General features: G+C 73.5%; 21 protein-coding genes. 13 read left to right on the top strand and 8 right to left on the bottom strand.

Translation table 11 applies throughout. The annotated features are described in order from the left end of the window. Positions 1-61: 61 nt before the first annotated feature. Entirely contained in the window at positions 62-1,468 is a 1,407-nt protein-coding gene (ectB, locus tag FHX71_RS10125; protein ID WP_246402452.1) for a diaminobutyrate--2-oxoglutarate transaminase, read from the top strand. Next, positions 1,465-1,863, top strand: coding sequence for an ectoine synthase (locus FHX71_RS10120; protein WP_182615888.1), 399 nt, complete (start codon positions 1,465-1,467; stop codon positions 1,861-1,863). The genes ectB and FHX71_RS10120 overlap by 4 nt, the downstream gene beginning before the upstream one ends. 115 nt (positions 1,864-1,978) lie before the next feature. Here FHX71_RS10120 and FHX71_RS10115 read toward each other — a convergent pair whose 3' ends face one another. Genes FHX71_RS10115 through FHX71_RS10085 form a run of 7 tightly spaced genes read right to left on the bottom strand, consistent with a single transcriptional unit; the run spans position 1,979 to position 7,954 of the window. Continuing rightward, positions 1,979-2,491: a Dps family protein gene (locus FHX71_RS10115; RefSeq protein WP_182615886.1), complete on the bottom strand. Its 513-nt coding sequence runs from the start codon at positions 2,489-2,491 to the stop codon at positions 1,979-1,981. A gap of 51 nt (positions 2,492-2,542) precedes the next feature. Continuing rightward, positions 2,543-3,121 (bottom strand): hypothetical protein, encoded by a 579-nt coding sequence (locus tag FHX71_RS10110; protein ID WP_182615884.1) that lies wholly within the window; start codon positions 3,119-3,121, stop codon positions 2,543-2,545. Next, a complete protein-coding gene (locus FHX71_RS10105) occupies positions 3,118-4,563 on the bottom strand; it encodes a DUF58 domain-containing protein (protein WP_182615881.1) in 1,446 nt (481 codons plus the stop codon). Before FHX71_RS10105 ends, FHX71_RS10110 begins: the two co-directional genes overlap by 4 nt. Continuing rightward, positions 4,560-5,537, bottom strand: a complete 978-nt coding sequence (locus FHX71_RS10100; RefSeq protein WP_182615879.1) for an AAA family ATPase — start codon at positions 5,535-5,537, stop codon at positions 4,560-4,562. The genes FHX71_RS10105 and FHX71_RS10100 overlap by 4 nt, the downstream gene beginning before the upstream one ends. Next, positions 5,530-6,084: a hypothetical protein gene (locus FHX71_RS10095; RefSeq protein ID WP_182615877.1), complete on the bottom strand. Its 555-nt coding sequence runs from the start codon at positions 6,082-6,084 to the stop codon at positions 5,530-5,532. Before FHX71_RS10095 ends, FHX71_RS10100 begins: the two co-directional genes overlap by 8 nt. Further along, positions 6,081-6,773 (bottom strand): DUF4129 domain-containing protein, encoded by a 693-nt coding sequence (locus FHX71_RS10090; RefSeq protein WP_182615875.1) that lies wholly within the window; start codon positions 6,771-6,773, stop codon positions 6,081-6,083. The genes FHX71_RS10095 and FHX71_RS10090 overlap by 4 nt, the downstream gene beginning before the upstream one ends. Further along, entirely contained in the window at positions 6,770-7,954 is a 1,185-nt protein-coding gene (locus tag FHX71_RS10085; RefSeq protein ID WP_312876993.1) for a DUF3866 family protein, read from the bottom strand. The genes FHX71_RS10090 and FHX71_RS10085 overlap by 4 nt, the downstream gene beginning before the upstream one ends. 35 nt (positions 7,955-7,989) lie before the next feature. Between FHX71_RS10085 and FHX71_RS10080 the strand changes: the two genes are divergently transcribed. From FHX71_RS10080 to lnt, 8 genes are all read left to right on the top strand, one after another. After that, on the top strand, positions 7,990-9,093 hold the full coding sequence (locus FHX71_RS10080) for a helix-turn-helix transcriptional regulator (protein WP_182615872.1): 1,104 nt from the start codon (positions 7,990-7,992) through the stop codon (positions 9,091-9,093). Next, on the top strand, positions 9,086-10,084 hold the full coding sequence (locus tag FHX71_RS10075) for a helix-turn-helix transcriptional regulator (RefSeq protein WP_182615869.1): 999 nt from the start codon (positions 9,086-9,088) through the stop codon (positions 10,082-10,084). The genes FHX71_RS10080 and FHX71_RS10075 overlap by 8 nt, the downstream gene beginning before the upstream one ends. Before the next feature lie 11 nt (positions 10,085-10,095). Next, on the top strand, positions 10,096-10,428 hold the full coding sequence (locus FHX71_RS10070) for a hypothetical protein (protein ID WP_182615867.1): 333 nt from the start codon (positions 10,096-10,098) through the stop codon (positions 10,426-10,428). 100 nt (positions 10,429-10,528) lie between these two features. Next, positions 10,529-10,834: a Sec-independent protein translocase subunit TatA gene (gene tatA / locus FHX71_RS10065; RefSeq protein ID WP_182615865.1), complete on the top strand. Its 306-nt coding sequence runs from the start codon at positions 10,529-10,531 to the stop codon at positions 10,832-10,834. 3 nt (positions 10,835-10,837) lie between these two features. Next, on the top strand, positions 10,838-11,611 hold the full coding sequence (gene tatC / locus FHX71_RS10060) for a twin-arginine translocase subunit TatC (protein WP_312876992.1): 774 nt from the start codon (positions 10,838-10,840) through the stop codon (positions 11,609-11,611). A 95-nt stretch (positions 11,612-11,706) separates the two neighbouring features. Then, the gene (locus tag FHX71_RS10055) at positions 11,707-14,646 is read left to right on the top strand and encodes a DEAD/DEAH box helicase (RefSeq protein WP_182615863.1); all 2,940 of its coding nucleotides are present in this window, start codon (positions 11,707-11,709) and stop codon (positions 14,644-14,646) included. 94 nt (positions 14,647-14,740) lie between these two features. Further along, positions 14,741-16,522, top strand: a complete 1,782-nt coding sequence (locus tag FHX71_RS10050) for an amidohydrolase (protein ID WP_312876991.1) — start codon at positions 14,741-14,743, stop codon at positions 16,520-16,522. 47 nt (positions 16,523-16,569) lie between these two features. After that, positions 16,570-18,222 (top strand): apolipoprotein N-acyltransferase, encoded by a 1,653-nt coding sequence (gene lnt, locus FHX71_RS10045; RefSeq protein ID WP_182615861.1) that lies wholly within the window; start codon positions 16,570-16,572, stop codon positions 18,220-18,222. Between the two features lie 102 nt (positions 18,223-18,324). On the opposite strand, the gene FHX71_RS10040 is transcribed toward lnt, so the two are convergent. Next, entirely contained in the window at positions 18,325-18,669 is a 345-nt protein-coding gene (locus FHX71_RS10040; protein WP_026365682.1) for an RNA polymerase-binding protein RbpA, read from the bottom strand. Between the two features lie 343 nt (positions 18,670-19,012). Between FHX71_RS10040 and FHX71_RS10035 the strand changes: the two genes are divergently transcribed. From FHX71_RS10035 to FHX71_RS10025, 3 genes are all read left to right on the top strand, one after another. Then, the gene (locus tag FHX71_RS10035; RefSeq protein WP_182618598.1) at positions 19,013-20,167 is read left to right on the top strand and encodes an LLM class flavin-dependent oxidoreductase; all 1,155 of its coding nucleotides are present in this window, start codon (positions 19,013-19,015) and stop codon (positions 20,165-20,167) included. Next, positions 20,167-20,832 carry an FMN reductase gene (locus FHX71_RS10030; protein ID WP_182615859.1) on the top strand — a complete coding sequence of 222 codons (666 nt, stop codon included), beginning with the start codon at positions 20,167-20,169 and terminating at the stop codon, positions 20,830-20,832. Before FHX71_RS10035 ends, FHX71_RS10030 begins: the two co-directional genes overlap by 1 nt. A gap of 124 nt (positions 20,833-20,956) precedes the next feature. Beyond that, entirely contained in the window at positions 20,957-21,661 is a 705-nt protein-coding gene (locus tag FHX71_RS10025) for a hypothetical protein (protein WP_182615857.1), read from the top strand. Positions 21,662-21,919: the final 258 nt, after the last annotated feature.

Genomic DNA, 21,919 nt, shown 5'->3' with positions numbered 1-21,919 from the left:
AGGACACCACTGATCTACCCCAGCCGAGTCCGGCCAGCAGAGCCGGACCGCAGAAGGAGCCATGCGCCCGAACACCGCTACGCCCACCGGCCCGTCGACCAGCAGCACCGGCAGCACCAGCAGTGCCAGCCCCAGTAGTCCCAGCACCGGAACGAGCATCTTCGACGAGCTCGAGTCCCAGGTCCGCAGCTACTGCCGTAGCTGGCCCGCCACCTTCACGACGGCGGCCGGCAGCACGCTCCAGGACGAGGACGGCCGAAGTTATCTCGACTTCTTCGCCGGAGCGGGCGCCCTGAACTACGGGCACAACCATCCGGTGCTGCTGGACGCGCTGATCGACTACCTGCGCAGCGGCGGGATCGTGCACGCGCTCGACATGCACACGGTGCCCAAACGGGAGTTCCTGACGACGTTCCGGGACCGCATCCTGGTGCCGCGCGACCTGGACTACAAGGTGATGTTCCCCGGCCCGACCGGCACCAACTCTGTGGAGAGCGCGCTCAAGCTCGCCCGCAAGGTGACCGGCCGCCAGCACATCCTGTCGTTCACCAACGCCTTCCACGGGATGACCCTGGGAGCGCTCTCGGTGACCGGCAACTCGATGAAGCGCAACGGCGCGGGCCTGCCGCTCACGAACAGCTCGAAGATCCCGTACGACGACTACTTCTCGGGCGCCACGGAGGACTTCCTCTGGCTGGAGCGGGTGCTCAGCGACAGCGGGTCCGGCGTCGACAAGCCCGCCGCGATCATCGTCGAGTCGGTGCAGGGCGAGGGCGGCCTCAGCGCCGCGCGGCCCGAGTGGCTGCGCGCCCTGTCCGAGCTGTGCCGCGCCCACGGCATCCTGCTTATCCTCGACGACGTGCAGGCCGGCTGTGGCCGCACGGGCGAGTTCTTCAGCTTCGAGGAGTCGGGCATCGTGCCCGACATCGTCTGCCTGTCGAAGTCGATCTCCGGCTTCGGGCTGTCGATGGCGCTCACCCTGATCCGCCCCGAGCTGGACCAGTGGGAGCCCGGCGAGCACAACGGCACGTTCCGCGGCCAGAACACCTCGTTCGTCACGGCCACCGCGGCGCTGAACCAGTTCTGGGCCGACGACGCGTTCGCCGAGGGGGTCAGGGTGCGGGCGGCCGAGCTGCACGACGGGCTGACGCAGATCGCGAGCGGGTACGACGGCGCCGTCGTCAAGGGGCGCGGGTTCCTGACCGGCATCAAGTTCCCGGACGCGTCGGCGGCGTCGAAGATCGCCGCCGCGGCCTACGAGCGCGGCCTGCTGGTCGAGACGTCCGGGCCGGAGGACGAGGTGCTCAAGACCATGCCCGCGCTGACCATCAGCTCCGACGAGCTGCGCTCCGGCGTCGACATCATCGCCGCGGCGACGGCGGAGGTGCTGGGGGCACCCGCCATCCACGAGAACACGGCCCACGAGGGCACCGAGAACCCGACCGACCACCGAGAGGACACCAAGTGATCGTCACCCGACTGGCCGACCTGGAGAACACCGACCGTGACGTGCGGTCCGAGACGTGGCGCAGCCGCCGGCTGGTGCTCGCGAAGGAGGGCGTCGGCTTCTCGTTCCACGAGACCACGATGTACGCGGGCACCGAGACCGAGATGTGGTACGCCAACCACATCGAGGCCGTGTACTGCGTGGGCGGCACCGGAGAGCTGGAGAACCGGGAGACCGGCGAGCGCCATCAGATCTCCGACGGGACGATGTATCTGCTGGACGGCAACGAGAAGCACACGATGCGTCCGACGACGGACCTGCGGCTGATCTGTACGTTCAACCCGCCGGTGACGGGGCGTGAGGTGCATGACGCGGACGGTGTGTACCCGCTGGTGACGGAGGAACTCTCCTCCTGACCTCCTGACCCACCCCGCAAGACGTGTCAGACGCCCAGGTCCCTCGGGGGACCTGGGCGTCTGACACGTCTACGGCGCGCGATGCGGTGGCGCGCAGCGCGGTCGGGAGAGCGGCTCACGTCTCGGTGAGGGCCCCGGACGTCGACTCCAGGTGGGCGCGGACGAACCAGTGGAACTGCTCGAGCTCGTGCAGGTGGCCGATGAGCAGGTCGTTGGTGACGTCGTCGAGCTTGGCGGTGGCGTCGGCGGCGTTGCGGTGCGCGGTGATGACGCCGGCGTAGACGTCGTCGAGGGCCGCGAGGTGCTGGATCGCGGGGGCGCGGCCGAGGGCGTAGTCGTCCCAGGTGCGGGAGGCGACGAGCGCGCCGGGAGTGCCGACGGGCACGACGCCGAGGGTGGCGATGCGCTCGGCGATCTGGTCGACCATGGCGCGGACGGCGTCGACCTGAGGGTCGAGCATCTCGTGGACGCCGATGAAGTGCGGTCCCACGACGTTCCAGTGCACGTGCTTGAGGGTCAGGTGCAGGTCGTTCAGCGCGTGCAGCCGCTGCTGCAGGATCTCGGCGACCTCCGCGCCCTGCTCGGGCGTGAGGGACGGGACGGTGTAGCGGGGCAGCTTCGGGGACATCGGGGGTCCTCCTGTTCCGGCCGGCGGTGGGACCCGTCCATCGTCACGCGGTCAGCGTCGAGTCGCCAGCGCGGCGAAGGCGGTCCCGGCCACGGCGAGGGCGGCGAGCAGGACGACGCCGGGCAGGGTGGTGCCGGAGGCGAGCAGCGCGAGCGCCCCGAGCAGACCGGTGGCCCCGAGGACGACGACGTCGCGCCGCCGGCCGGTGAGCAGGGCGGCGGTCTCGACCCGTCCGCGGGGCGGGACGTGCGCGGCCCACCAGGTGCAGCGCGCGACGAGGTAGGCGAGCAGCGCGACGGCGAGACCGAGCGGGCCGGGCTCGCCGAGGGTCAGCAGGAGCACCCCGGCGACGACGACCGTGACGCCCGCGGCGGTGGGGGTGGGGCGCAGCACGAGCAGGGCGGTGCAGACGATGACGGCGATCGCGACCGTGGTCGGCAGCAGGCCGGGCGCGCGGCCCGCGGCGGTGACCAGCAGCGCGGGGACGAGCACGAGCAGGGCGGCGTTCAGCGCCCAGCCGGGCACGGTGAGGCCCGTCCCGACGGTGACCGCGGGCAGCGGGCGCGTGGTGGGGTCGTCGGGCAGGCGGAGCCAGGAGCGGGCCCAGGCCGGGACGCGGGGCAGGTTCACGGGGCTCCCGTCCGTCCGGGGACGTGCCGTTCGGCGGCGCGGGCGAGCGCCTCGAACCGGACGGCGGCCTTGTCGCGCTCGGAGCCGGCCCAGCGCACCACGGGGACGCCCTCGCCCGCGAGGGCGTCGATGCGGTCCTCGCGTTCCATGCGGGCGATGCGCCACGCGATGCGGAGGTGGCTCGCGGTGGCGCGGTGCACGTCGGGCAGGGTGTCGACCAGGACGACGGGGTGGCCCTTGGCCCGCCAGGTGCGGACCAGGTGGAGGGGCTCGTCGTCGAGCACGGTGGAGAACAGGTAGACGATCGCGTCGGCGGGGACCTGGGGCGGGCGCACCCGGTGCACCGAGGCGCGCTGGGTGGGGTGGGCCAGGGCGAGGCCGTGCAGCACGCGGCGCAGGTGGCGGCGGCCGGAGGCGGGCGGGAGCGGCCGACGTCGTCGGGCCAGGTCCTCCATGCCGACCCGGTCCCCGGCCTCGACGAGCGCGCGGGCCACGGACGCGGCGGCGTGCCGCGCGAGGTCGAGGGAGGTGGGCTCGTCGACCCGGAGCGTGCCGTACCCGCGCCAGGTGCGTAGGTCGGGTCCCACGTCGTCGCGGGAGTCGACGACGAGCATGGCCGTGGCCTCCGCGGTGGCGTAGGTGCGGCGCACGTACAGGGTGTCCAGGTCGGGGGACCGGCGGGCCGTGGTGCGCCAGTCGATGCGGCGCAGCCGGTCGCCCGGCGTGAACGGGTGGATGTCGCGCAGCTCGGCGCCGTCGCCCAGGCGGCGGGCGGAGTGCGGGCCGGTCAGGCCGCGCAGGCGCCGCGGCAGGGGCAGCCGGCCCAGCGGGGCGGCCGCGGGCAGGACGAGCCGGCGGGTGCCGCCCACCTGCGTGGGCTCCTGCTCCCAGACGGCGTGCAGCGAGCCGCGCACGTCGATCGCGAAGGTCTCCTGCGGTCCCGTGCGCACCGAGGACAGGCGCAGGGGGACGTCGCGGACGGGCCGGGCCTGTTCCGACGTCGGCGGCGCCGACAGGGGCCGCGCCGCGAGCGCCACCTCGGTGGTGCGGTGCCCGGCGGCGCTGATGCGGAGGTGGACGACGTCGGCGGCGTGCGGGGGTGTGGTGAGGCGGAGGGTGGCGGTGAGCTCGCCGGGGGCGGCGGTGCCCTCGGGTTCGTGGAGGGTGCCGCGGGGGTCGCCGTCGTCGTCCATGGACGTACGGGCCGCGGGCGCACCGGTGCCCCCGGGCCGGGCGGAGCGGCCCCAGGCGGCGGCCAGCAGGCCGGGTACGCCGACGAGGGCGACGTCGGGCCGCCCGGTGAGGACGCCGAGGGCGAGGAGGAGGACGCCGGCCGCGACGGCGGCGGTGTGGGCGGAGGTGAGGCGCCAGCCCTTGGCGCCGTCGGCGCGGTCTCCCCGGGAGGTGCGGCCGCCGGAGACGATGACGCCGCCGACGGTCATCGTGCCCGGACCGTGCTGGGGGTCGGCACGGTGTGCAGGAGCTCGGTGACGACGTCCTCGGGGCGGGTCGCGGAGGCCCAGGCGGTGGGGGTCAGGGTGATGCGGTGGGCGAGGACGGGGACGGCGACGCGCTTGACGTCCTCGGGGAGCACGTAGTCGCGGCCGTCCAGGACGGCGACGGCGCGGGCGAGGAGCACGAGGTTCTGGGAGCCGCGGGGTGAGGCGCCGACCTCGAGGGCGGTGTGGTCGCGGGTGGCGGCGGCGAGGCCGACGCAGTAGCGCACGACGTCGGGGTCGACGGCGACGGCCTCGGTGCCGGCCTGCATGGCGAGCACGGTGGCGGGGTCGACGACCTGGTCGACGGGTGCGGCCTCCTGCCTGCGGGCGAGGCGGCGGGTGAGGACCTCGGCCTCCTGGCCGGCGTCGGGGTAGCCGACGGCGAGGCGGACCATGAACCGGTCGAGCTGCGCCTCGGGCAGGGGGTAGGTGCCCTCGTACTCGACGGGGTTGGACGTCGCGAGCACGTGGAAGGGGCGCGGCAGGGGGCGGCTGACGCCCTCGATGGAGACCTGCCGTTCGGCCATGGCCTCCAGGAGCGCGGACTGCGTCTTGGGGGCGGTGCGGTTGATCTCGTCAGCGAGGAACAGGCCGGTGAACACGGGCCCGGGGCGGAACTCGAAGGTCCGGGTGGCGGGGTCGAACACGGACGAGCCGGTGATGTCGGCCGGGAGCAGGTCGGGGGTGCACTGCAACCGCGCGAAGTCGAGCCCGAGGGCGGTCGCGAGGGACCGGGCGGCGAGGGTCTTGCCGAGGCCGGGGACGTCCTCGAACAGCACGTGCCCGCCCGCGAGGATGGTCGCGAGCGCCACCTGGAGGGCGTCGCGCATGCCGACGACGGCGGTGCCGACCTCGGTGAGGACCTGTTCGCCGAGGTGGGCGACGTCGGCGACGGGCAGGGTGCTGGTGTCAGGCACGGTTCTCCTCGGGGGTGGACGTCGTGGTGGGTGCGGCCGGGGGAGCGGCCGCTGTCGGGGCGGGCCGGGTCGCGGCCCCGGGCCCCAGGCGTTCGATCGCGTCGAGCCAGGTCTGCAGGGTGCGGGCGGTGGGGGCCTGGCGGGACGCGAGCTGCCGCACGACGTCGGCGCCGAGCAGGTGTTCGACGTCGGGCAGGGAGGCGGGGTCGGAGGGGTCGACGCCGTGGGCGCGCAGCCTGTCGGTGGCCAGCGCCCGGACGCGGCGCACGACGCGGTCGGTGACGCGTCCGTCGCGGCCGAAGGTGGACCAGCTCAGGTCGGAGACGTCGTGCCGGCCGCCGGCGCGGGCCTCGGTGACGGTGCGGGGCCACTCGGGGTCCTCGACGACGGTCCCGGTGCGGGACCAGAGGGTCGCGACGGCGAGGGTGACGGCGGTGGCCGCGGCGGCGTGCCAGACGTCGATCACCTGCCAGAAGGCGAGCCCGGCCGCGATCAGCGCGGCCACGATCGTGACGGTGGTGATGCGGCCGAGGTTCCAGCGCCTCATCGGGGCTCCTGCACGTCGAGGCTGCGGGCGATGTCCGCGAGCGCCGTGCGGGCCTGGTCGACGGCGGTGTCGTCGACGGGGCGGTCGGTGAAGCGGGCGCGCTGGTAGAGGGTGCGCAGGCGGGCGACGGCGGTGGGTGGTGCGGGGGTGGCGGCCAGGACGGTCGCGGTGAACTCGGTGGGGGTCTGGGCGGGGTCGCGGCTGGTGCCGGCGCGGGCGGCGGCTTCTTCGAGGGCTACCCAGGCGGCGACGACGGCGTCGCGGGGGCGGGGGTGTCCGTCGAGGTGGGCGAGGGCGCGGGTGACGGCGTCCTGGAGCTGGGGGAGGTCGACGTCGTCGCCGAGGGCGGTGGTGCCGGCGCCGGGGGCGAGGTGGTCCTCGGTGGTGTCGGTGGGTTCGCGGCGGATCTGGAGGAGCTTGCGGGCCGCGAGCGTCAGGAGGACGGCGATCAGGAGGACCAGGAGGGTGACGAGGACCAGGATGATCCAGCGGGAGTCGACCTGGTCGGGTTCCTGCGGGGGTGCCTGGCCGAGCTCACCGGAGGCAGGTGGCTGGGACTCGGCGGGGGCGGAGATCTCGGGGGCGGGCAGGTGGGGTGGGCTGAAGGTCCAGGGGGTGGCGGTGGCGGCGCCGAGCACGACGACGGTGACCAGCAGGCAGATCAGGGCGAGGCGTGCTCGGGACGTCATGCGGTGGCGGTCCCGGCGTGCGTGGCGAGCTGGTGGGCGTGGATGCCGGCGACGGCGGCGGTGACGAAGGACGCGGGGTCGGCGTCCAGGCCGCGGCCCATGGTGCGCAGCCCGGCGGGGGAGGTGCGCAGCGTGTCGAGCAGGGTGGTGTCGGCGGCGACGTCGACGCGGGTGTGGCGCGCGGTGGTGAGGGCGGCGGCCTGCTCCTGGATGCGATGGGTCAGGGGCGCGCCCCAGGCGGGCAGGTCCTCGACGTCGGCGGTCGGTACGGCGACGGGGACGTCGGCGGGGGCGAGGGCGACGCGCTGGTAGGCGGTCACGGAGTGGTGGGAGACGCCGAGGTGGCGGTCGCGGGGGTCGGCGCCGGACACGCGCAGGGACGCGACGGGGCGGCCGGACAGGGCGGCGGCCGCGTTGACGGCCTCACCCGCGGCGACGCCGGAGTAGCCCCACCGGGTGCCCGTGCCGAGGTTGCCGGGCCCCTGGGCGACGACGGCGACGTCGCACCCGGCGACGTGCCGCGCCGCGAGCAGGCCGGTGTGCACGGTCACGGCCTCCAGGTCGCCGCCGTACGCCTGGCCGACGGTGACGCAGGTGGCGAGCCAGCCCGTCTCCCGCAGGGCGGCGATGGTGCGGGAGAACGCGGCGGGCAGAGCGCCGCCGTCGGTCATCACGTACGCGACCTTCAGGCCGGAGGGGTCGCGGCCCTCCGCGGTCGCGGCGTGGCGGATCCCCGCGACGACCGCGGGCAGCGCGGAGTGCAGGTCGGCGACGACGACGGGCATGCCGTCGAGGCTGTCGGCGTCGGCGAGGGTCGCGTGGTGGGGCGACTCCTGCTCGTCGACGCCGAGCACCATGGTCTGCAGGGGCGTGTACCGGGCCTTGACGAGGTGGCCGGGGCCGACGGCGGGGTCGGGCGGCAGGACCGTGCCCGGTGAGGCAGGCCCGACGACGAGGGCGTACCCGCCGGTGCCGAGCCCACGGGCCAGCGCGGACACGTTCAGCAGCAGCGCCTCACCAGGAGCGGGCGTGCCGACGAGATCGGTGTAGGCCAGCGCGCGCACCGTCAGGCTCCCGGCCGTGCCGCCCGGCAGGGGCCGGTCGAGGCTCACCTCGAGCTCCAGCGCCCCTTGCCAGGACTTGCCTGTGGAAATCACGGTCCCGATCCGCCACGTCATCACACGGTGGAGGTTACCGCCCGATACCGTTGGTCCTGATGTCCAGCGACCTGCCCCCCACCCTGTCCTCCGCCCCGCCGCCCGCGCCCTCCTCCGGCCTGAACCCGGCCGAACGCCTCCTGAACCTCGTCATCGCGCTCGTGAACACGAACGCCGCGATGACCAAGCAGCAGGTGCGCACCGCCGTGGCCGGCTACTCGGACGCGCCCAGCGACGAGGCGTTCGAGCGGATGTTCGAGCGGGACAAGGACATGCTGCGGGCCCTGGGCATCCCCGTGGTCACCGTCGGCACCGGCGGGCACACCGACGAGCTCGGGTACCGCATCGACCAGGACGCCTACGCGCTCCCGTCGATCGACCTGACGCCCGCCGAGCTGGGCGTCCTGTCCCTGGCCGCGCAGTTCTGGCAGGACAAGACGCTGCAGACCGACATCACGCGCGCCATGGTCAAGCTCCGCGCCGCCGGTGCGGGCGACCCCTCCGCCGACGCCCTGGCCGGGCTCGCACCGTCCGTGCGCGCCGTCGGCGACGCCTACGGCCCCCTCATGGAGGCCATCGAGGCCCGCCGCGTGGTCACGTTCAGCTACCGCGCCGCGTACAACGGCGCCGTGCTGACCCGGCACGTCGAACCCTGGCGCATCGCGGCCCGCGACGGCGGCTGGTACCTCATGTGCTTCGACCGCGACCGGCAGGCACCCCGCGTCTTCCGCATGTCCCGCATCGAGTCCCGCGTACGCGTCGTCGGCCCCGTGAACGCCTACGAGGTACCCGACTTCGACACCGACGCCATGCTCGGCACCGGGACGCCCGGACCGCACGGCGAGATGCGGCAGGCCGTCGTCGCCGTCCGCCCCGAACGCGCCAGCGCGCTGCGCGCCCGCGCCAAGGCCGTGCCCGACGGCGAGCGCGCCGCCCACGACGCACACCTGACCGAGTCCTCCGGCGGGCTCACCGGCGACCCCGCCGGGTGGGACGTGCTGCAGGTGCCCTACCGGTCCCTGACCGGCATGGCGTCCGAGGCCGCCGGGTACGGCGCCGCGCTCGTCGTCCTGGAGCCCGAACCCCTGCGCGAGGAGACCGTGCGTCGGCTGACCGCCGCCGCGGCGCTCGGCACCGTCGTGACGGAGGCGAACCATGGCTGAGCGCGCCGACGACCGGCTCCTGCGCCTGCTCGGGATCGTCGCCTACCTCGACGGCGCCGGACCCGTGTCCATCGCCGACCTCGCCGGCCGGTTCGGGACCACGCCCGCGCAGATCCAGAAGGACGTCGACGCCCTGTGGGTCTCCGGCACCCCCGGGTACTGGCCCGACGACCTCATCGACTTCGACGCCGCGTCCATCGACCGCGGCGTCGTGCACCTGACCGAGGCGCGCGGCATGACCCGGCCCCTGCGGCTCGGCACCCGTGAGGCCATCGCCCTGGTCGCCGCCCTGCGGGCCATGAAGGCCACCGACGCCGTCCAGGCCGACCCCGCACGCTCCGCCGTCGTCGAGTCCGCGCTGCGCAAGCTCACCGACGCCACCGGCGAGGCCGCGAGCGCCGTCGACGTGCGGCTCGCGCCGGGCGGGGACCGGCAGGTCGTCGCCGCGATCTCGTCGGCGCTGACCAACCGGCACCGGTTGCGGATCAGGTACGTGACGTCGTCGGACGTCGTCAGCGAGCGGGAGGTGGACCCGGTACGCCTGCACACGCAGGACGAGTTCGCCTATCTCGCGGCGTGGTGCTACCGCGCGGACGCGCCGCGCACGTTCCGCGTGGACCGCATCCTGGAGGCCACGGAGACGGACGTGCCCGTGCAGGCGCACCCGGGTGACGCGACCGGGGAGATAGATTTCGCGGCCCTGTTCGCGGGCGGCTCCTCGCCGCTGGCGACCATCCGGTTCGCGCCGCGGGCGCGGTGGTTCGCGGAGGAGGTGCCGGTCGAGTCGGTGCGCAACCTGCCCGACGGCGACTTCGAGGTCACGCTGCGGGTGACGAACCCGGGCTGGCTGCGCAGCTCCCTGATCCGGCTGGCGCCCCTGGTGCGGTCGGTGTCCCCGGGGGTCCTGGCCGACGACGTCGCAGGGGCCGCGAACGGCGCCCTGGCCCTGTACGGCGTGGGTGACGCAGCCACATCGGCCGATCACCACTAGGCTGGGCGACCATGTGGTTCTGGGTATGGACCCTCTTGATCGTGGGGACCCTCGTCGGAGCATTCTTTCTGGCCCGTTCTCTGTGGCGGTCGGCCAAGGGCCTGCTGGAGGAGCTGGGCCGGGCATCGCAACGGTTCGGCGAGTCGGCCGACCGGCTGCAGGAGGCGTCCGACCGGGCACGGGAGGCCGCGAGCACCGAGCACGCGGGCCCCAGCCTGTTCGACGACGTGACCATCCACTACCAGCGCGTCCACGCGCAGCGGGTGGCCCGGGCGGGGCGCAGGGACGCACGCCGGGCACGCAACGTGGCGACGTGGCAGAAGTGGAAGCACTTCAATGACTGAAACCGCCCGTTTCCCGGTGGGCTACCAATTCGCCCCCCAGGTCCGCGTAGGATCGGGCATATCCGCACCGCGTATCAGCACCGCACCGTAAGGAGTCACCATGGGCGCCATGCAGCCGTGGCACTGGATCGTCCTGCTCGTCGTCGTCCTGCTGCTCTTCGGGTCCAGCCGCCTGCCGGGCCTGGCCAAGAGCGTGGGCCAGTCGATGAAGATCTTCAAGAAGGAGGTCAAGGACCTTCGTGAGGACCGGTCCGACGCCGACGGCAACGTCGCCGGCAATGCTGCCGACAACGCGCCGGGCGCCTCGACCACCACGACCACCGGTTCGACCACCGGATCGGGTTCTGGTTCGAGCTCGACCCCCGGATTGATCGACCACAAGGACCGCGACATCCCCAAGGCCTGATCGGTGGCACGAACGAGACGGGCGTCCGACGGCCGGATGCCACTGCTCGAGCACCTGCTCGAGCTTCGCAAGAGGTTCGTCCTGATAGCTCTCGGCCTGGTGGTCGGTGCCATCGCCGGCTGGTTGCTGTACGACCCGCTGCTGGTGCTGCTCCAGCGTCCGCTCGTCGTGGCGGAGGAGATGCGCGGCAACGAGATGACCCTGAACTTCGCCGGGCCGATGGCGGCCCTGGACCTGAAGATCAAGTCGTCCCTGTTCCTCGCCGTGTTCCTCACCTGCCCCTGGTGGCTCTACCAGGTGTGGGCGTTCATCACGCCGGGCCTGAACAAGAGCGAGAAGAAGTACGCGTACGGGTTCGTCGGCGCCGCGTTCCCGCTGTTCCTCGGCGGGGCGTACATGGCGTGGCTCGTGTTCCCGCACGCCATCCAGATCCTGTCCGGGTTCCTGCCCGACGACGCGACCGCGTTCACCAACGCCCAGGAGTACCTGTCGCTGGTGATGCGGCTCCTGATCGCGTTCGGTCTCGCGTTCCTGTCGCCGGTGCTGCTGGTCGGCCTCAACTTCGCCGGGCTGCTGTCGGGCAAGGCGCTGCTGGCCGGGTGGCGGTGGGCCATCCTGGTCGCGTTCACGTTCGCGGCGATCATCACGCCGACGCCGGACGCGCTCACGATGATCCTGGTGGCGCTGCCGATCTGCGTGCTCTACTTCGCAGCCGTCGGCGTGTCGGTCCTGCACGACCGGCGCGTCGAGAAGCGGTTCGCCGACGCCGAGGTCTGACGGAACACCAGTCGTAGGGCAGCGGGGCGTGACACACGGGTGTCACGCCCCGCTGTCATACCTGTGTGTCACCCAGTGACCGTAGGCTGTGCACCATGAACGACCTGAGCCCCGCCGAGCGCTACTCGGCCTTCCGGTCCCAGAGCCGTTCGGCGGCCGAGCACCCCGAGCTGACCCGCTTCCGGGAGGTCATCGGGTTCGAGCTCGACGACTTCCAGGTCGCCGCCTGCGAGGCGCTCGAACAGGGGCGCGGCGTGCTGGTCGCCGCCCCGACCGGGGCGGGCAAGACCGTCGTGGGCGAGTTCGCCGTGCACCTGGCTCTCGCGTCGGGCCGCAAGGCCTTCTACACGACGCCGATCAAGGCCCTGTCCAACCAGAAGTACGCCGACCTCGTGCGCCGGCACGGTCCCGAGAACGTGGGCCTGCTGACCGGCGACTCCACGATCAACGGCGAGGCACCCGTGGTGGTCATGACCACCGAGGTGCTGCGCAACATGCTCTACGCCGGGTCCCCGACCCTGGACGGGCTCGCGTACGTCGTCATGGACGAGGTGCACTACCTGGCCGACCGCTTCCGCGGCCCCGTCTGGGAAGAGGTCATCATCCACCTCTCCGACGACGTGCAGCTCGTCTCCCTGTCCGCCACCGTGTCCAACGCGGAGGAGTTCGGCGACTGGCTCGAGATGGTGCGCGGCGACACCGCCGTCGTCGTCTCCGAGAAGCGGCCCGTGCCCCTGTGGCAGCACGTGCTCATGTCGTCGCCCGAGCCGCGCGGCAAGCCGCGCCTCCTGGACCTGTACGCCGGGCACGTCGACCCGACCGACCCCGGCACCAGCCCGCCCATCAACCCGGACCTGTCCGCCGCGTTCCGGTCCGGGCGCGGCGGCAGTCGCCCCGGTGACCACGGCGGACGAGGCCGCGGGCGCGGCCGGGGCGACCGCGGGTACCGCGGCGGCAACGGCCGCCGCGCCGACGGCCCGTCCGGCGCGATCAGCAGCGGACGGCGCACCCCGCCGCGGTTCATCGTCATCGACGCCCTGAACGCCGACGCCCTGCTGCCCGCGATCTACTTCGTGTTCTCCCGTGCCGGCTGCGAGGCCGCCGTCGACCAGTGCCTCAAGGCCGGGCTGCGGCTGACCAGCCCCCAGGAGGAGGCCACGATCCGGGCCTTCGTCGAGGAACGCACCGCCGCCATCCCGCCCGAGGACCTTGACGTGCTCGGCTACTGGGCCTGGTCGCAGGCCCTCGCGCGCGGTATCGCCGCCCACCACGCCGGCATGCTGCCCGTGTTCAAGGAGACCGTCGAGGACCTGTTCGAGCGCGGCCTGGTCAAGGTCGTGTTCGCCACCGAGACCCTCGCGCTCGGCATCAACATGCCCGCCCGGTCCGTCGTCCTGGACAAGCTCGTCAAGTGGGACGGCTCCAGCCACGTCCCCGTCACCCCCGGCGAGTTCACGCAGCTCACCGGCCGTGCCGGACGCCGCGGCATCGACGTCGAGGGCCACGCCGTCGTCGTCGACCACCCCGCGCTGGACCCCGTGGCCCTGGCCGGCCTCGCGTCCAAGCGCCTCTACCCGCTCAAGTCCAGCTTCCGGCCCACGTACAACATGGCCGTCAACCTCGTCGCCCAGGTGGGCCGCGACCGCGCCCGCGAGGTCCTGGAGACCTCGTTCGCGCAGTTCCAGGCCGACCGCGGCGTCGTCGGGCTCGCCAAGCAGGCCCAGGCGCACGCCGAGGCCCTGGACGGGTACGCCAAGGCCATGTCCTGCGACGTCGGCGACTTCGGCGAGTACATGGACCTGCGCCACGCCATCAAGGACCGCGAGCGCGAGCTGTCCCGTGCCGCGTCCGGGGCACGCCGCGCCGAGATCGTCACGTCCCTGGAGAACCTGCGGCGCGGCGACGTCGTCGAGGTGCCGTCCGGGCGGCGACGCGGGTACGTGCTCGTGCTCGACCCAGGGGAGCCCGGCGGGTTCGACGGGCCACGCCCCACGGTCCTGACGCAGGAGCGGCAGGTCAAGAAGCTGACCCTGGCCGACGCGCCCGACGGGCTGGAGACCGTGACCACGGTCAAGATCCCCAAGGCGTTCAACCCGCGCAAGCCCGACGCGCGCCGCGACCTGGTCTCGTCCATGCGCAACGCCCTGGGTGTCCTGGCGGACGACGTGCCGTCGGCGCACTCCACGACGTCGCCGTCGCGCAGCGCGGCCAGCCGGGCCGCGCGCGGCGGCCGCGCACCGGTCGGACGCCGCTCGGACGCGTCGACCGACACCGAGCTCGCCCGCCTGCGCAAGGCCCTGAAGGCCCACCCGTGCCACGCCTGCCCAGAGCGGGACGACCACGCCCGGTGGGCCGAGCGCTGGAACAAGCTCAAGCGGGAGCACGACCAGCTCGTGCGCCGCGTCGAGGGCCGCACCGGGTCCATCGCCCGCACCTTCGACCGCACCCTGGACGTGCTGCTCACCCTCGGGTACCTGCAGCGCACGGGCGCCGGCAAGAGCGGGGACGGTGCCGGGCGCATCCGCGTGACCGACGACGGCCGGTGGCTGCGTCGCCTGTACGCGGAGAATGACCTGCTGCTCGCCGAGTGCCTGCGCCGCGGCGTGTGGGACGGGCTCGACCCCGCGGGCCTGGCCGCCGTCGTCTCCACGGTCGTCTACCAGAGCCGGCGGGACGACGCCCCCGACCCGTACATCCCGGGCGGGCCGACCGGCCGGCTCGCGGGTGTGCTGGACGACACGCAGCGCGTGTGGTCCGAGGTGGACGACCTGGAGGAGGCGCACGGCATCGACGCGACCGGTCCGCTGGACCTGGGCCTTGTCGGCGCCATGTACCGGTGGGCGTCCGGCAAGGGCCTGGACTCCGTGCTGCGGGGCTCTGACCTGGCCGCGGGCGACTTCGTGCGCTGGTGCAAGCAGGTCGTCGACGTGCTCGACCAGCTCGGCGGCGCCGCGCCGTCGGACAAGCTGCGCACCACGGCGCGCAAGGCGCAGGACGCCGTCATGCGGGGCGTCGTGGCCTACTCCAGCCTCTAGCCGGCCCGCGGTTCCGGCCCCTGAGCGGGTGACTGTGCCGGTCGACGCCCTCCTGACCAGGGCGTCGACCGGCACGATCGTTTACAGTTCCGACGTGAGCCAGCCAGCACGATCCATCCTGTACCGCAACGGCGTCGTCCACTCCGGGGCCGACCCGTTCGCCGAGGCGATCCTCGTGGACGACGGCGTCGTGGCGTGGCTGGGCGCCGACGACACCGCGGCCGGGCTCGCCGCCCGCGCCGACCGCGTGATCGACCTGGACGGCGCCCTGGTCGCCCCCGGGTTCGTCGACGCGCACGCCCACGTGCTGGAGAGCGGCCTCGCCGCCGACTCCGTCGACCTCACCACCGCGGGCGGCGTGCACTCCCTGGCCGACGCGCTGGCCGCCCTGGTGCAGGGCGGCCGCCGGCTGAACGCGGCCGACCCGTCCGGCGAGCAGGTGCTGCTCGCCTTCGGCTGGGACGAGCAGGCCTGGCCCGAGCGGCGCGCCTTCACGCGCGCCGAGCTCGACGCCGTCTGCGGCGGCCGCCCCGTGTACGCGGCGCGCGTCGACGTGCACTCCGCCGTCATCTCCTCCGCGCTGGCCCAGCGTGCGGGCATCGAGCGCGACCCCGCCTGGACGGGCACCGGCCTGTCGGGCTCCGGGTGGTCCGACGCCCCCGCCGACACCGGCCTGGTCACCGCCGACCTGCACCACACCGTGCGCGAGGTCGCGCACGCCCTGTCTCCCGAGCGCCGCTCCCGCCTGTACCGCGAGACCCTGTCCGCGTGGGCGGCGCGCGGCATTGTGTCCGTGCACGAGATGAGCGGCGAGCACCTCGACTCCCGCGCGGGGCTGGCCGAGCTCCACGCCCTGACGGCGGCCTCCGTGAGCGCCGACGCCCTCGCCGAGGCGGACGCCCTCGGCCTGCCGCACCTGGCCGCCTACCGCGGCGAGCTGTGTACCAGCGCCGACGACGCCCGCGCGCTCCTCGCCGAGCTGCCGTTCCTCACGGGGATCGGCGGAGACCTCAACGTCGACGGGTCCATCGGGTCGCGCACCGCCGCGATGCGCAGCCCCTACTCGGACCTGCCCGCCGACCCGTCCTCCGGCAGCTTCGCCGGCGCCCTGACCAACGCCGACGGCTCGCCCTGGACCGGCAACCTGTACCTCGCCGCCGACCAGATCGCGAACCACCTGGTCGCCGTCCGGGAGGCCGGGGTGCAGAGCGCGTTCCACGTCATCGGCGACCGCGCCATGGACGAGATGGTGCTCGGCCTGCAGATCGCCGCCCAGGTCAGCGGCGACAGCGCCGTGCGCGGCGGGCACCACCGCATCGAGCACGCCCTGTTCGTGGACGCCGTGACCCTCGCCGCGCTCCTGGTGCACGGCATCGGCCTGTCGGTGCAGCCCGCGTTCGAGTCCTCGTTCGGCGGCAGCAAGGGCGTCTACGCCTCCCGGCTCGGCGCGATGCGCGCCGGGTCGATCATGCCGTTCGCCGACCTCGCCCAGGCGGGCGTGCCGCTCGCGTTCGGCTCCGACACGCCCGTCACGCCGGTCGACCCCTGGCAGGGCGTGCGCGCCGCGACCACCCACGAGGACCCCGACCAGCGCATCTCCGCCGGTGCCGCCTTCCGCGCCCACACCCGCGGCGGCTGGCGCCTGGCCGGGCTCGACCACACCGGCGCCGGACAGCTCCGCGTCGGCGCGCCCGCCCACCTCGCCGTCTGGCGGGCCGAGCACCTCGGCGTGCAGGCCGCGCCCGGGCGCCTGAGCTCCTGGAGCGAGGAGGCCCGCGCCGGCACCCCGCTGCTGCCCGACCTGTCGCCCGACGCCGTGCAGCCCGAGTGCCTGCACACCCTGCGCGACGGCGTCGTCCTGCACGACACGTTCTGACGCCGGGCGGCACCGTGCGCCCCCGCCGGGGGCCGTAGGCTGCGACCGTGCGCGTGCCTGAGCCGTCCCGGTTGCTGTCCCTGTTCCTCGCGGTGCCCGGCGGCCTGGTCCTGTGGTCCGCGTTCCCCGACGCCGGGGCGTGGCCCGCCGCGTTCGTCGCCGTCGCGGTCCTGTACTGGGCCCTCGGCCGGGACAGCGCCTGGTGGAACCTGCTGATCGGGACCCTGTTCGGCCTCGCCTTCTTCCTGCCGCACCTGTGGTGGGCGCACGAGTCCACCGAGACCGTGCCCTGGATCGCCCTGTCCACGCTGCAGGCCCTGTTCCTCGGCGTCTTCGGCGCCCTGTGGACCTGGGTGCGCCGCGCCCCGTTCCTGCGCCGGCGCGGCTGGCGGCTCGCGGCGGCGTTCGCCGTGCTGTTCGTCGCCGTCGAGCAGTGGCGGGCCGAGATCCCGTTCGGCGGGTTCCCCTGGGGGCGCCTCGCCTGGGCGATGGCCGGCGCCCCCACCGGACGCGCCGCCTGGCTCGGCGGCACCGTCGCCGTGGGCCTCCTGGTCGCCTTCGCGGGCGCGTTGCTCGCCCTGGCCGTGGCCGCCGCCCTCCGCGCCCGGGTGGGCCGCGCCGCCGGGGCCCTCGTGCTGGGTGCCGCGGTCGCCGTCGTGCCGCTGGTGCTGCCCCTGCCCACGTCCGCGAGCGCCGGGCCGGTCGAGACGCCGGACGGGGACGTGGTGTACGACGCCGGGAGCGACCTGGCGGAGCACGGGCAGCTGTGGGCCGGTGCGGTGCAGGGCAACGTGGGGGAGCCGGGGCTGGGGGCGTTCGCGAACCGGGCGGAGGTGCTGAACAACCACCTGGAGGGTACGTACGTGCTGGCGGAGGACTTCGCCGGCGAGCTGGACGTGGTGCTGTGGCCGGAGAACGGCAGCGACCTGGACCCGCAGGAGGCGGCGGACGTGGCGGGCGGGCTGGACGCGGCGTCGACGGCGGTGGGGGCACCGATCCTGGTGGGGGCGCAGGAGTTCCCGGAGACGGGCGGGCGGTACAACGTGTCGTTGCTGTGGCAGGCGGGGCAGGGCGTGATCGGGCGGTACGCGAAGCAGCATCCGGCGCCGTTCGGTGAGTACATCCCGATGCGGTCGGTGCTGCGGGTGTTCTCGGACCAGGTGGACCGGGTGACGACGGACATGATCGCGGGCGTGAACCCGCCGGTCGTGGAGGTGCCGAGCCGGCTGGGTCAGGGGTCGTACCGGCTGGGTACGGTGATCTGCTTCGAGGTGGCGTACGACGAGATCGTGCGGGACGCGGTGACGGAGGGCGCGCAGGTGCTGGTGGTCCCGACGAACAACGCGTCGTTCGGGTTCACGGCGGAGTCGACGCAGCAGCTCGCGATGTCGCGGGTGCAGGCGATCACGACGGGCCGGGCGGCGGTGCAGATCTCGACGGTCGGTGTCTCGGGGGTGATCACCCCGGACGGGACCGTGGTGCGGGACACGGAGCTGTTCACGGCGGACGAGTTCGTGGTGAACCTGCCGCTGCGGTCGTCGGTGACGCCGGCGGTGGCGGCGGGGTACTGGCCGGGCTGGGTGGTCGGCGGGCTCGCGGTGCTGCTGGTGGTCGCGGGCGTCGTCGGGCGGGTGGGGGAGCGGCGCACGGCGCGCGGCCGGGACGAGGCCGGCACCGAGGCCGCGTCGTCGGGCCGGTAACCCGTGGGGGGCACGAAAACGACCGCTGGTCCGGACCCGAAGGTCCGGACCAGCGGTCGTTCTGCAATTCCTGCTGCTGGGCGGCGTGGCCCCCGGGAGGGGTCAGGCCGAGCGGCGGAGCTTGCCGGCGCGCAGCAGCTCGAGGCGCTCGTCGAGCAGGTCCTCGAGCTCCTTGACCGTGCGGCGCTCGAGCAGCATGTCCCAGTGGGTGCGCTGCGGCTTGGTCGCCTTCGGCTCGGGCTTCTCGGCGTCGCGCAGGAGCGCCTCCTCGCCGCAGCGGCACTCCCAGATCGGGGGCACGTCCGCGTCGGTGGCGAAGGGCAGGATGATGGTGTGGCCGTTGGGGCAGTCGTAGTAGGCCTGGAACCGAGGGGCGAAGTCCACGCCCTCGTCGGACTCCATGCTCTTACTACCGATGCTCATACCGCGCAGGGACCGGTCAGGCACGATGTCCTCCAGAGGGTTGTCGGGATTGGTGGCGGAAAAAGGTCCGTATAGCCAACGCAGGGACCCTCTGTGATGTTCCAGCCCAGGTTTCGGCAGTCTCACGACCAGCCGTGTGCCAATCCAGGCTACCGACCGGATGTGCGCGCGCAAGCGCACTGCGGTCAAACTGGGTATGGATGTGCGCGATGTCACGTACGTCGCAGCAGGTGAGAGCATTCCGGGCGGGAACAATCGGCCCGGGTTGCCGGTTAGGACCCATGTTCATGCAGATGCATGAACAGCGCGGGTGGCACACAGCACGTGCGGCAGCCAGCTCAGCACCACGATCGAGGAGCACAGCATCATGCAGTTCGGGATCTTCAGTGTCAGCGACGTGACGACGGACCCGACCACCGGGCACACCCCGGACGACACCGAGCGCGTCCGGGCCATGCTCACCATCGCGAAGCACGCGGACGAGGCAGGCCTCGACGTCTTCGCCACCGGTGAGCACCACAACCCGCCGTTCGTGGCCTCGAGCCCGACGACGATGCTCGGCTACCTCGCGGGCGTGACCAAGGACATCACCCTGTCCACGGCCACGACGCTGATCACCACCAACGACCCGGTCCGCATCGCCGAGGAGTACGCGATGCTCCAGGTCATCTCCGACGGGCGCATGGACCTCATGATGGGGCGCGGCAACACCGGCCCCGTGTACCCGTGGTTCGGGCAGGACATCCGCCAGGGCATCCCGCTCGCCATCGAGAACTACGCGCTCGTGCGACGCCTGTGGACCGAGGACGTCGTGGACTGGGAGGGCAAGTTCCGCACCCCGCTGCAGGGCTTCACCGCCACCCCGCGCCCGCTGGACGGCGTGCCGCCGTTCGTGTGGCACGGCTCGATCCGCAGCCCCGAGATCGCCGAGCAGGCCGCCTACTACGGTGACGGGTTCCTGCACAACAACATCTTCTGGCCCATGAGCCACACCAAGCAGATGGTGGCCTTCTACCGCCAGCGGTTCGAGCACTACGGCCACGGCCGCGCCGACCAGGCGATCGTGGGCCTCGGCGGCCAGGTCTTCATGCGGAAGAACAGCCAGGACGCGATCACCGAGTTCCGGCCGTACTTCGACAACGCGCCCGTCTACGGGCACGGCCCCACGATGGAGGACTTCACGCGCGACACCCCGCTGACCGTCGGCTCCCCGCAGGAGGTCGTCGACCGGTACGGCTCGTTCATCGACGAGGTCGGCTACTACCAGCGCCAGATGTTCCTCATGGACCACGCCGGCCTGCCCCTGAAGACCGTCCTGGAGCAGATCGACATCCTGGCCGCCGACGTCGTGCCGGAGCTGCGCAAGATCGCCGACGCCAAGCTCCCGAAGGACGTGCCGGCCAACCCGCCGACGCACGCCGAGCGGGTCGCCGCGGCGCAGGCCAAGGGCGAGACCGGCGCCACCCACGTGGGTGACGGCGGCGACGAGTACACCGGCAAGCGGGCCGAGGAGGCTCTCTGATGACAGACATCGTCCCCGTCGAGGACAAGCCGCGCCGCACGATCGCCGTCGTGCACGCGGGGCTGGGCCAGCCGTCCTCCACGCGGCTGCTCGCGGACCGGCTGGCCGACGCGACGGTGCACGAGCTCGAGGCCCTGGGCCACGACGTGACCGTCGAGGTCGTCGAGCTGCGCGACCACGGGCACGCGATCATCGACGCGATGCTCACCGGGTTCCCCTCGGGGGACCTGGGCCGCGACATCGAGACGATCACGGGGGCCGACGGCGTCATCGCCGTCAGCCCGCTGTTCACCACCACGTACTCCGGGCTGTTCAAGTCCTTCGTCGACATCCTCGACAAGGACGCCCTGACGGGCATGCCCGTGCTGCTCGGCGCGACCGGCGGCACACCGCGGCACTCGCTCGCGCTGGAGTACTCGATGCGCCCGCTGTTCACCTACCTGCGGGCCGACGTCGTCACCACGTCGGTCTTCGCGGCCACGGACGACTGGGCGCAGGCCGGCGACCGCACCCGGCACGACGACGGCGCCAGCTCCCTGCCGGAACGCATCGAGCGGGCCGGCCGGGCCCTGGCCGGGATCGTCGCCGCACGCGGCGAGCACGCCAAGCCGGGCGACCCGTTCGCCAGCACGCCCAGCTTCCTGGACATGCTGGGCGGGGACTGACCGGAACACGCCCGGCCGATGTCCCCCACCAGGTCCGGGGCTTGCACGCCCAGGGCCTGGCAGGGAACATATGGGACAGCACCGCGACGGGTCGCGGCGAGGTCGACGGTGAGGGAGCGCGGTCATGGCGGACGGTACGCAGGACCAGGTCTCGGACCAGCCGGGTGAGCCCTCGGATCAGCCGGGTGAGCCGGAGGAGGCGCCGCCGGCCGCCGCGGCGGAGGTGACCGGCCGGCTCTCCGACACGGGGCGCGTCGCCCGGATCGTCGCGGCGCTCCGCACAGCGCACGCCGAGCAGGCCGCCCGGTCCGCCGCGAGCGCCGACGAGGCTCCTGACGCTGCCGTTGCTGATGCGACCGTCGCCGACGACGCACCCGATGCCGCTGTGGTTGATACCGCCGCGCCGGAGCCGCTCACGCCCCGCCGCGAGACCAGCGGCGTGCGGGCCGCGGAGCCCACGACGCCGACCCTGCGGTGGAACCCCGGCGTCCGCTACCGCGCGTCGCAGCTCGCGAACCAGCAGGCCGCGGCCTCGGCCGCCGTGCCCGGGCCGGTCCCGCTGCCTCCCGTTCCCCTGCCTCCGGTTCCCCTGCCGCCCGTGCCCGCGCCCCCGGCGGGTGCGCCGCAGCCCCTGGCCGGGCGCCTGTTCCGTGGCCCGGCCCGGCGGACCGCCGTGTTCGAGCGGGAGATCTGGTACCCGGCGACGCGGTCCTCGCGGGTGCCGAGCGACGTGGGCGAGGCGCTCGTCGCCGCCGTCGAGCGTTATCGCAAGGGCTCGATCTCGACGTCGGGCCTCGTGCGTGCGATCGGCAGCGCGCACGCCGCGTGACCGCCTGACGCCGTCCGACTGAACCGGCCCGCCTGAACCCGTCCGCCGGGTGCCGCCACGCGGCGCCGTCGGAGGCTTGACGAACCCGTCACCCCGGTTTTGCCCCGCTTTTTCAGATGGCGGCAAAAAAAGGGGTCGGGCCTTCCGTGTTCGCCCTCGTGGGGCCTTGTCCCGGGTCACGGCGCCGTGGAGCATTCGTTGCACTGCAAGCGAGTACACACGAAGCTGCCGCACCAAGCGCCCGCGTCCTGTCGCTCT

Source organism: Promicromonospora sukumoe, from assembly GCF_014137995.1.
Classification (GTDB): Bacteria; Actinomycetota; Actinomycetes; order Actinomycetales; family Cellulomonadaceae; genus Promicromonospora; species Promicromonospora sukumoe.
The sequence above is the reverse complement of the archived record's forward strand: the minus strand, read 5'-3'. Positions and strand labels throughout refer to the sequence as shown.